Origin of the sequence: Cetobacterium sp. (assembly GCF_048470075.1) — a bacterium.
Taxonomy (GTDB): Bacteria; Fusobacteriota; Fusobacteriia; order Fusobacteriales; family Fusobacteriaceae; genus Cetobacterium_A.
The window spans coordinates 1-6,849 of record NZ_DBGBQB010000100.1 but is presented as its reverse complement, the minus strand read 5'-3'; the positions used below and the strand labels follow the sequence as shown (position 1 = coordinate 6,849).

Here is a 6,849-nt window from a genome sequence, read left to right as displayed (position 1 = left end):
TTCATTTTATATCCTCCTGTTTTTTTATTTGAAATGATGATATCAGATTTTATATAAAAATGTCAAACTTTTTTTGAAAATTCTTATAAAATAATTTGCTGAATTTTTAAAAAGATATTGCAATACTACTAAAACAACAACAGGATAGAGGTATTTTATTAAAACTCTAGGGATTCTCCTTGAACTGGAAAATAGTATTTCACATCATAAGTATTATTTTCTAATAACTCTTTTTTTATTTTTTCTCTCATATTATCATTCTTTTTTAAACTTGGTTTTATATGTGTGATAATCACATTTAAACCTTTTAATGATCCTTCTCCTGAGTATTTCTCTAAAACTTTAAACTCCTCATCTATCCATTTTGGAGTTAGATGTCCAAATAGACTCTTATCCTCTTTAGAGCTATCAAATGATGACTCTATCATTATCGCTTTTAGTTTTTTCTCTTTTATTAAAGGCCCTAAAACTTTAAAAGTTTCCTCCAAACCTTTACTATTCTCCACTTGATCAGGTCCTACATCTCCATAATATGCCAGATACTCCCCATTATTTTCCAACAAAAACATTGTTGATTCATAGTTACTATGGCTTAACGAAAAAGGAGTAACCTTTAAATTTGTACCATTTAAGTTTTTTATTTCACTTATTTTTAACTCCTGATAGGTATATTGATTTAGTTTAAACCCCTCGCCTTCATTTCCAAAATTTGGCCATAACTTCCAGTTAAAAACATTGTTTTTTAAAGTTTCAATAGTGCTTTTAAGCCCATAAATATCCTTTTTAGTGTCCTCTGTTGAAGATATAACCAATCCTGATATGTGATCTAAATGTCCGTGTGAGATTAGATACCCCTTTATCTTCTCTCTAAATATATATCCTGTATCACTCCACTCTGTATCTTTTGGTATAGATAGGCCACTGAAGTTATTTTTCTCCAATGCACTTTTTATTCCAGGTATTACAGTTCCTGCATCTAAGGCTACAAAGTTTTCCTCCCCTTTATCTCTTATAAGATACCCTGAAATATTTCCATCTATTACACCTCCATCACTTCCCAAAGTAATTACTTGAAATCCTTTAGCATAACCTACCAATGATGATATTAAAAATAACGCTGACAATAATTTTTTCACTAAATCCCTCCAATTCATTTTGATAAAATACCCTAATTTATTTTACCACTATTAAAGGAAATTTTAAATATAATAAGAAGAATAATAGTAGATAAAATTAGAGAGGTGATTTTTATGTCAAAATGTTGCAATAAACCTAAAGTTGAACTTCCTAAAACATGTGTATGCTCCACTGAAAAAAAAGAGACTCCACAGCCACCTGATATATTAGATCCTAATATTGAAGCTGAAGCAAGTGAAGTTAGAGACGAAGATGATAAAGAAAAAGAGTAGTAAAAAAGAGGATTTAATCAAATCCTCTTTTTTATTGTTATATTAATTTTAAATAGCTAGCTGCATTTATTCCCGCAATTGTTCCATCTGAAACAGCTGTTGCAACCTGTCTTATATCCTTACAACAAATATCTCCAGCTGCAAATACTCCTTCAATGTTTGTTTTCATTTGAGGGTTTACTTTTATGAACCCATTCTCTAACTCTATCTTTGAATATTTTTTTGTATTCGGAATAGACCCTGCATATACAAATACTCCAGCACCTTCACATCTAATCTCTTTTACTTCTTTTGTTTTTTCATCTGTAATCTCTACACTCTCAATCTTACTCTCTCCATTTATTTTTGTTAATCTTGAGTGTAAGTATAGTTTCACATTGTCTAATTTTTCCAATCTATTTTTAAACTCCGCTATTGTTCCTAGAGCATCTTCAAAATGTATAATTGATAACTCTTTTGCAAATTGTGCTAAATAGATAGCTTCTTTTATAGCTCCATCAGCTCCTCCAACTACAAAGATATCCTTTCCTGCATAATCCTTTCCCTCTTTCCACGGGTTTGAACAAACACCTTTTCCAGTTAGTTCACTCTCTCCTAAAATTCCCAATTTTCTAGGTGAAGTTCCATTTGCAAGAACTATAGTTTTTCCAAAATACTCATTTCCAGATTTTGTCGATACTTTTTTCAATAGATTTTCTGTATCTATCTCTGTTACCTCTTCTTTTAATACCTCTATATTATAAACTTTTAATTGGTTTTCCAATTTCTGTTTAAATGACTCTCCTGTTTCACAACTGTCTACAGATAAATAGTGTGTCACTGAAGAAACTTTTCCAATTGTTCCTCCAATCTCATTTTTTTCCAAAATTATAGGTCTGTATCCACGACTTGCAATGTACACTGCTGCACTAACTCCTGCAGGTCCTCCTCCTATTACTATTGCATCATAGAAATTCTTTGCTTCATTTGTCATTTCCAACACTTCCTTTTATCTATATTTGTTAAAATTTATTAAAATGCCCTTACAAGTTATTTATATCACTTTTTGAACTTTGAGTCAACTTTTTTTAGGAAATTTATATAATTTTATGAAAACTATATCAATAGTATAAATCAATTATATTTATCTCACTGGTACTATTAACTCTATATGGTATAAGCCAAGAGCTAAATCCTGCACTTACCACTGTATGAGTTATCCCAAAAGTTTTATAGCCATGATAATTTTTATACATTTTTTTCACTATTAAATTATATGGAAAAAACTGTCCTCTATGAGTATGTCCACAAAGTTCTAAATCGATATTATTTACAATGGCCTCCTCTATGGAGTTGGGATTATGATCCAATAAAATTGTAGGTAAATCTGTATCTATTTTTTTTCTTAAATATGCTATTTTTTTTCTTTTTTTATTCGTGATATCGTCTCTACCAATAATATTTATTCCCTCAACTTTTAAAATGCTATCTCTTAAAATTTTTATTCCTAAACTTTCAATATACTTTATATTCTCCTCTATTCCACCATGATATTCATGATTTCCTAAAATGGCATACATTCCATATCTAGGTTCTACCTCTCTAAAACTAGCTGTGAAATCCGCCTTGATATCTTTGCAACTAAAGTCAACTAAATCTCCACCAATCAATAAAATATCTGGCTCCTCTTCAGCCATTCTTTTCAATGAACTCTCAATATTATCCTTATTGGTTAAAGCTGATAGATGTATATCTGATATAAAAGCAATTCTTATTTTTTTCCCATTTTTATACTTTTCTAACTTTATCTCATTTTTTATAACTTTAGCTATGGAAAAGTTATAGTAGGCATATATAAAAAATACTGGCAGCACTATAAATGCTATTGTTACCATATTCAATCTGCTCAATCTATAAAAATAGTTTACTACACCCAATATAATTAGTAAAAAAAATACATAGTGAGCTACAAAGATAGAGTTTCCTAGAAATCTACCTAAAAAAATATTTCTTCTAAAAAAAGTTCTTCTAATATAAAATATTGGTAAAATTGCAAACAAAAATATAAGATTTATTAAAAATAGTTGTTCCATATTTTCTCCTTATAGAAAATGACCTATAAAAGCTTTAAGTCCCATTAAAACTAATATTCCTCCTCCTAAATACTCTGTTTTGTAGCTTATTAAATGCCCCATTTTGTGTCCTAGATACACTCCTATTGAAGCTATTAAAAAAGTTACTATCCCTATTATCTCTATTGAGTAGTATATATTTAAATTTGGAACTAAAGAAAATGAAAATCCAACAGCTAAAGCATCTATACTTGTGGCAAGTCCTAGTAAAAAAAGATTTGAAGCCATATCGCATTTTCCTTCCACTTCACACTCTTGCTCTTTCCAACCATCAAAGATCATCTTTCCACCAACAAATAATAGTAATATTGTTGTTATTATATAGTCATATTGTGATATTTTTTCTGCAAAAACACCACCTATCCTCCAACCTATATACGGCATTAATGCTTGGAATCCTCCAAATACAAAAGCAATTTTAAAAATATTTCTCTTTTTCAATTTTTTCATGGCTAATCCCTCTGTTAAAGATACAGCAAAAGCATCCATAGCCAAACCAATAGAGATTAATATAAGTGATAATATGTCCATCTTTTCCTCCAATAATTTTTTCAATTCTTATATTATACATTTTCTTTTGTATTTTCTCAATTATTTTAACATAAAAAAAGAAGAGAATCCCTTCTCTTCCTATTCTATGTTTTATCATCTTTGTTCGAGAAGACCCCTACTTCTTTGGAAAGAGCGAAAGCCAAGCATTGACGTTCAAAGTGATATACAATATCTGTTGACCGCAAAACTAGATTTTTGTAGGTGATATCAGACATATGTTTTAAAAACTATGAAATTTGTAATATATTCAGGGTAGGAACTACCCGCAGAGCGTGATTAATATATCTGACATGAGTCAGATACTTCCCACGAAGCCCCGCCCTCTATTAGGGCGGTGGTAGTTCACATAAATTTCTATGTATTATTTATACTCCAGTCTAGTCTAAATATAACACTACTAAACAATAGAAAAGAGAGTCTATGAGGACTCTCTTTTAATTAGGTTTATTTTTTATAAAATTCACTCCTATGACCTACTTCAAGAATTAATATAGTTAGCACATCATCATGAATATTACAAAGTAATCTATAATTGCCTACTCTATATCTCCAAAATCCTTTTTTATTTCCTACTAATGCCTTTCCATGTGCTTTAGGATTATTACAATCAACAAGATTTTTTTTTATCCACTTTAATATGATTGTTTGAACTGATTTATCTAATTTTTTTAAGTATCCTAAAGATATTTCTGAAAATTCAACCCTATATTTTTTCATAGATCGATTCCTAGTTCCTCTACTACACTTTCAAAAGAGTATGTTTTTTGATTAGATTCTGTATGAATTTTATATGCGTTTTCAGCTAGTTTCAAATCGTATTCTTCTTCTAATCTCTCAAATACAATTTTTTTTATATAACTTGAAAGACCAATTCCTTCAAAATCAGCAACTTTTTTTAATAATGTTTCTTCATCATTATTTAATCTAACAGATATAACAGACATACTGAAACCTCCTTACTTATATTTGTAATACAATTGTATTACTTAATCGATTAATATGCAAGTTATTTTTTAAATTTAATTTGATTATATACTGTTTGACTATAACTTTAACATCTATTTAAACGCATTTAAAATGCTTATAATACCATTCTTAAAGTGTAGTCTATAAATTTATTCAAAATTAATTAGGGCGCTCTTAAAATCGATATAAAGAGATTTAATTGTATTAAATTACTTAATATATAAAATGATTGAAAATATAATTAAAGTACAAGCATTATTTCTTTAATAAAAAACTTCTAAATATTACAAAAAAATACAACAAAACTTTGTAATATTGCAGAAGAAAGGAATAAAAACAAATGTTAAATTATATAATTTTTAGATTTTATCCCCCTTGACTATTCAGGGTATATAAGAAAATACCATTGACTTAAATACTAAAACAAACAGGCTATAACTTAAAAATAATACATAAAATAGGGGATTTTTATATAAAAATATGTATTTTTAATAAAAAATAACAATAAATACACAAGTGAGTAGCTATGGAGATTTTATATCGTAATGTGCTACTCACTGAAATATATAGATTAATTTTAAAAAATATATAGATTAATTTTAAAAGAATAGAGAAAATCTATTCTTTTTTTATTATAAGGAGGCAATAAAATGGATACAATACAAATTAAATTAGAACTAAATTATATGGGATTAACTGTAGATAACTTTGAAAGGATAAAGTATTTTATAAATAACATAAAAAGTCCATATGGATACACTTTTTGTGACATGATTGATATTAGAGGAACTAATTCAATTGGAATTAAATTATCTTATCCGAGGTTTTTTTATGGAAGTAATGTATATTTGATAACTACAAAAGAGGAGTGTTTTCGAGTACAAGGATATTTTTGTGAAGCTATTGAAAAAATAGGATTACTAATAGGATCTAGAATATACCTAGAAAGAGTTGATATTCCTTTTACTTATATAATCCCATCGGATTTAGATTTTTATAGTTATAATAAACTTTATGGAATAATGGCAATGGTTCATTCGGAGAAAAGAAAAAAAGGAAGTAGAAAAATGTATGCAGATATTTTAAGCCAAAGACCAGAAACTTTAATTTATACAGATACTAAAACACCAAGTTCTTATAATAATAAAGTTATGATATATAATCAATTTGTTAATGTAGAAGCTAAGACAGATGATGAGGAAACATTAATGATGTTTTTAAAGCAATATCCAGATTTGAAATATCGAATGAGAATAGAAGCATCAAAAAAAATTAGAAGAAATCCATTTTCAATTATAGATTTTAGAAATTTTGATATAGTAGGAACTTATTTACCTCAATTAAAAGAAACCGTATTAGATAATTTATTAGACTTCGAGGTGATTGATAAAATTTATCAAATTGAAGCAGATCAATTAGCAAATATTTTAAATATTGAAAGAAAAAGGTGTGGGTTTAATTATGAAATTTTTATATTACAGAATATATCGAGAATTTATGATTATGAAATTTTAAGAAGGGCTTTGGGGATAGCAATAGATAATACAAAGACAAGAGAAAGTGCAGTTACAGCAGTTAGGAGACATTTGAATAATTATTCCCAAATGAATAATATAATAGTCATGGATGTCTATGCTAGATTGAGGGATATAAGAAGATGTATTGAAAAATTTCAAATTATTTAGCAATAAATGTTATGTTATTTATATATTTATATTATTTGTGCAAAAATTATAATTATCAAGGATTTTTTACTTGAAATATTACAATCAATGTTATGATATTTTTTACAAATCATAAAGAATATTAAG

The 6,849-nt window shown here is 27.7% G+C and carries 8 protein-coding genes; 2 read left to right on the top strand and 6 right to left on the bottom strand.

Annotated elements, in window-relative coordinates:
• Nucleotides 1-158: 158 nt before the first annotated feature.
• The gene (locus ACMOUI_RS03795; protein ID WP_418964411.1) at nt 159-1,136 is read right to left on the bottom strand and encodes an MBL fold metallo-hydrolase; all 978 of its coding nucleotides are present in this window, start codon (nt 1,134-1,136) and stop codon (nt 159-161) included.
• Between the two features lie 114 nt (nt 1,137-1,250).
• Here ACMOUI_RS03795 and ACMOUI_RS03790 point away from each other — a divergent pair, with 114 nt between their 5' ends.
• A complete protein-coding gene (locus tag ACMOUI_RS03790; protein WP_418964410.1) occupies nt 1,251-1,409 on the top strand; it encodes a hypothetical protein in 159 nt (52 codons plus the stop codon).
• 37 nt (nt 1,410-1,446) lie between these two features.
• On the opposite strand, the gene ACMOUI_RS03785 is transcribed toward ACMOUI_RS03790, so the two are convergent.
• From ACMOUI_RS03785 to relB, 5 genes are all read right to left on the bottom strand, one after another.
• Nucleotides 1,447-2,382: an NAD(P)/FAD-dependent oxidoreductase gene (locus tag ACMOUI_RS03785; RefSeq protein ID WP_418964409.1), complete on the bottom strand. Its 936-nt coding sequence runs from the start codon at nt 2,380-2,382 to the stop codon at nt 1,447-1,449.
• 127 nt (nt 2,383-2,509) lie between these two features.
• Nucleotides 2,510-3,481: a metallophosphoesterase gene (locus ACMOUI_RS03780; RefSeq protein WP_418964408.1), complete on the bottom strand. Its 972-nt coding sequence runs from the start codon at nt 3,479-3,481 to the stop codon at nt 2,510-2,512.
• 9 nt (nt 3,482-3,490) lie between these two features.
• Nucleotides 3,491-4,051 (bottom strand): manganese efflux pump MntP family protein, encoded by a 561-nt coding sequence (locus ACMOUI_RS03775; RefSeq protein WP_418964407.1) that lies wholly within the window; start codon nt 4,049-4,051, stop codon nt 3,491-3,493.
• A 465-nt stretch (nt 4,052-4,516) separates the two neighbouring features.
• Nucleotides 4,517-4,789 (bottom strand): type II toxin-antitoxin system RelE family toxin, encoded by a 273-nt coding sequence (locus ACMOUI_RS03770; protein WP_418964406.1) that lies wholly within the window; start codon nt 4,787-4,789, stop codon nt 4,517-4,519.
• Nucleotides 4,786-5,016: a type II toxin-antitoxin system RelB family antitoxin gene (gene relB / locus ACMOUI_RS03765; protein ID WP_418964405.1), complete on the bottom strand. Its 231-nt coding sequence runs from the start codon at nt 5,014-5,016 to the stop codon at nt 4,786-4,788. Before relB ends, ACMOUI_RS03770 begins: the two co-directional genes overlap by 4 nt.
• Nucleotides 5,017-5,688: 672 nt before the next feature.
• On the opposite strand from relB, the gene ACMOUI_RS03760 reads away from it, so the two are divergent.
• On the top strand, nt 5,689-6,723 hold the full coding sequence (locus tag ACMOUI_RS03760; RefSeq protein ID WP_418964404.1) for a hypothetical protein: 1,035 nt from the start codon (nt 5,689-5,691) through the stop codon (nt 6,721-6,723).
• Nucleotides 6,724-6,849: the final 126 nt, after the last annotated feature.

Bases quoted from the DNA above. Each gene is read 5' to 3' on its own strand.
- ACMOUI_RS03770 (WP_418964406.1), bottom strand. From the start codon at position 4,789: ATGAAAAAATATAGGGTTGAATTTTCAGAAATATCTTTAGGATACTTA.
- ACMOUI_RS03780 (WP_418964408.1), bottom strand. From the start codon at position 3,481: ATGGAACAACTATTTTTAATAAATCTTATATTTTTGTTTGCAATTTTA.
- ACMOUI_RS03790 (WP_418964410.1), top strand. From the start codon at position 1,251: ATGTCAAAATGTTGCAATAAACCTAAAGTTGAACTTCCTAAAACATGT.
- ACMOUI_RS03760 (WP_418964404.1), top strand. From the start codon at position 5,689: ATGGATACAATACAAATTAAATTAGAACTAAATTATATGGGATTAACT.
- ACMOUI_RS03785 (WP_418964409.1), bottom strand. From the start codon at position 2,382: ATGACAAATGAAGCAAAGAATTTCTATGATGCAATAGTAATAGGAGGA.
- relB (WP_418964405.1), bottom strand. From the start codon at position 5,016: ATGTCTGTTATATCTGTTAGATTAAATAATGATGAAGAAACATTATTA.
- ACMOUI_RS03775 (WP_418964407.1), bottom strand. From the start codon at position 4,051: ATGGACATATTATCACTTATATTAATCTCTATTGGTTTGGCTATGGAT.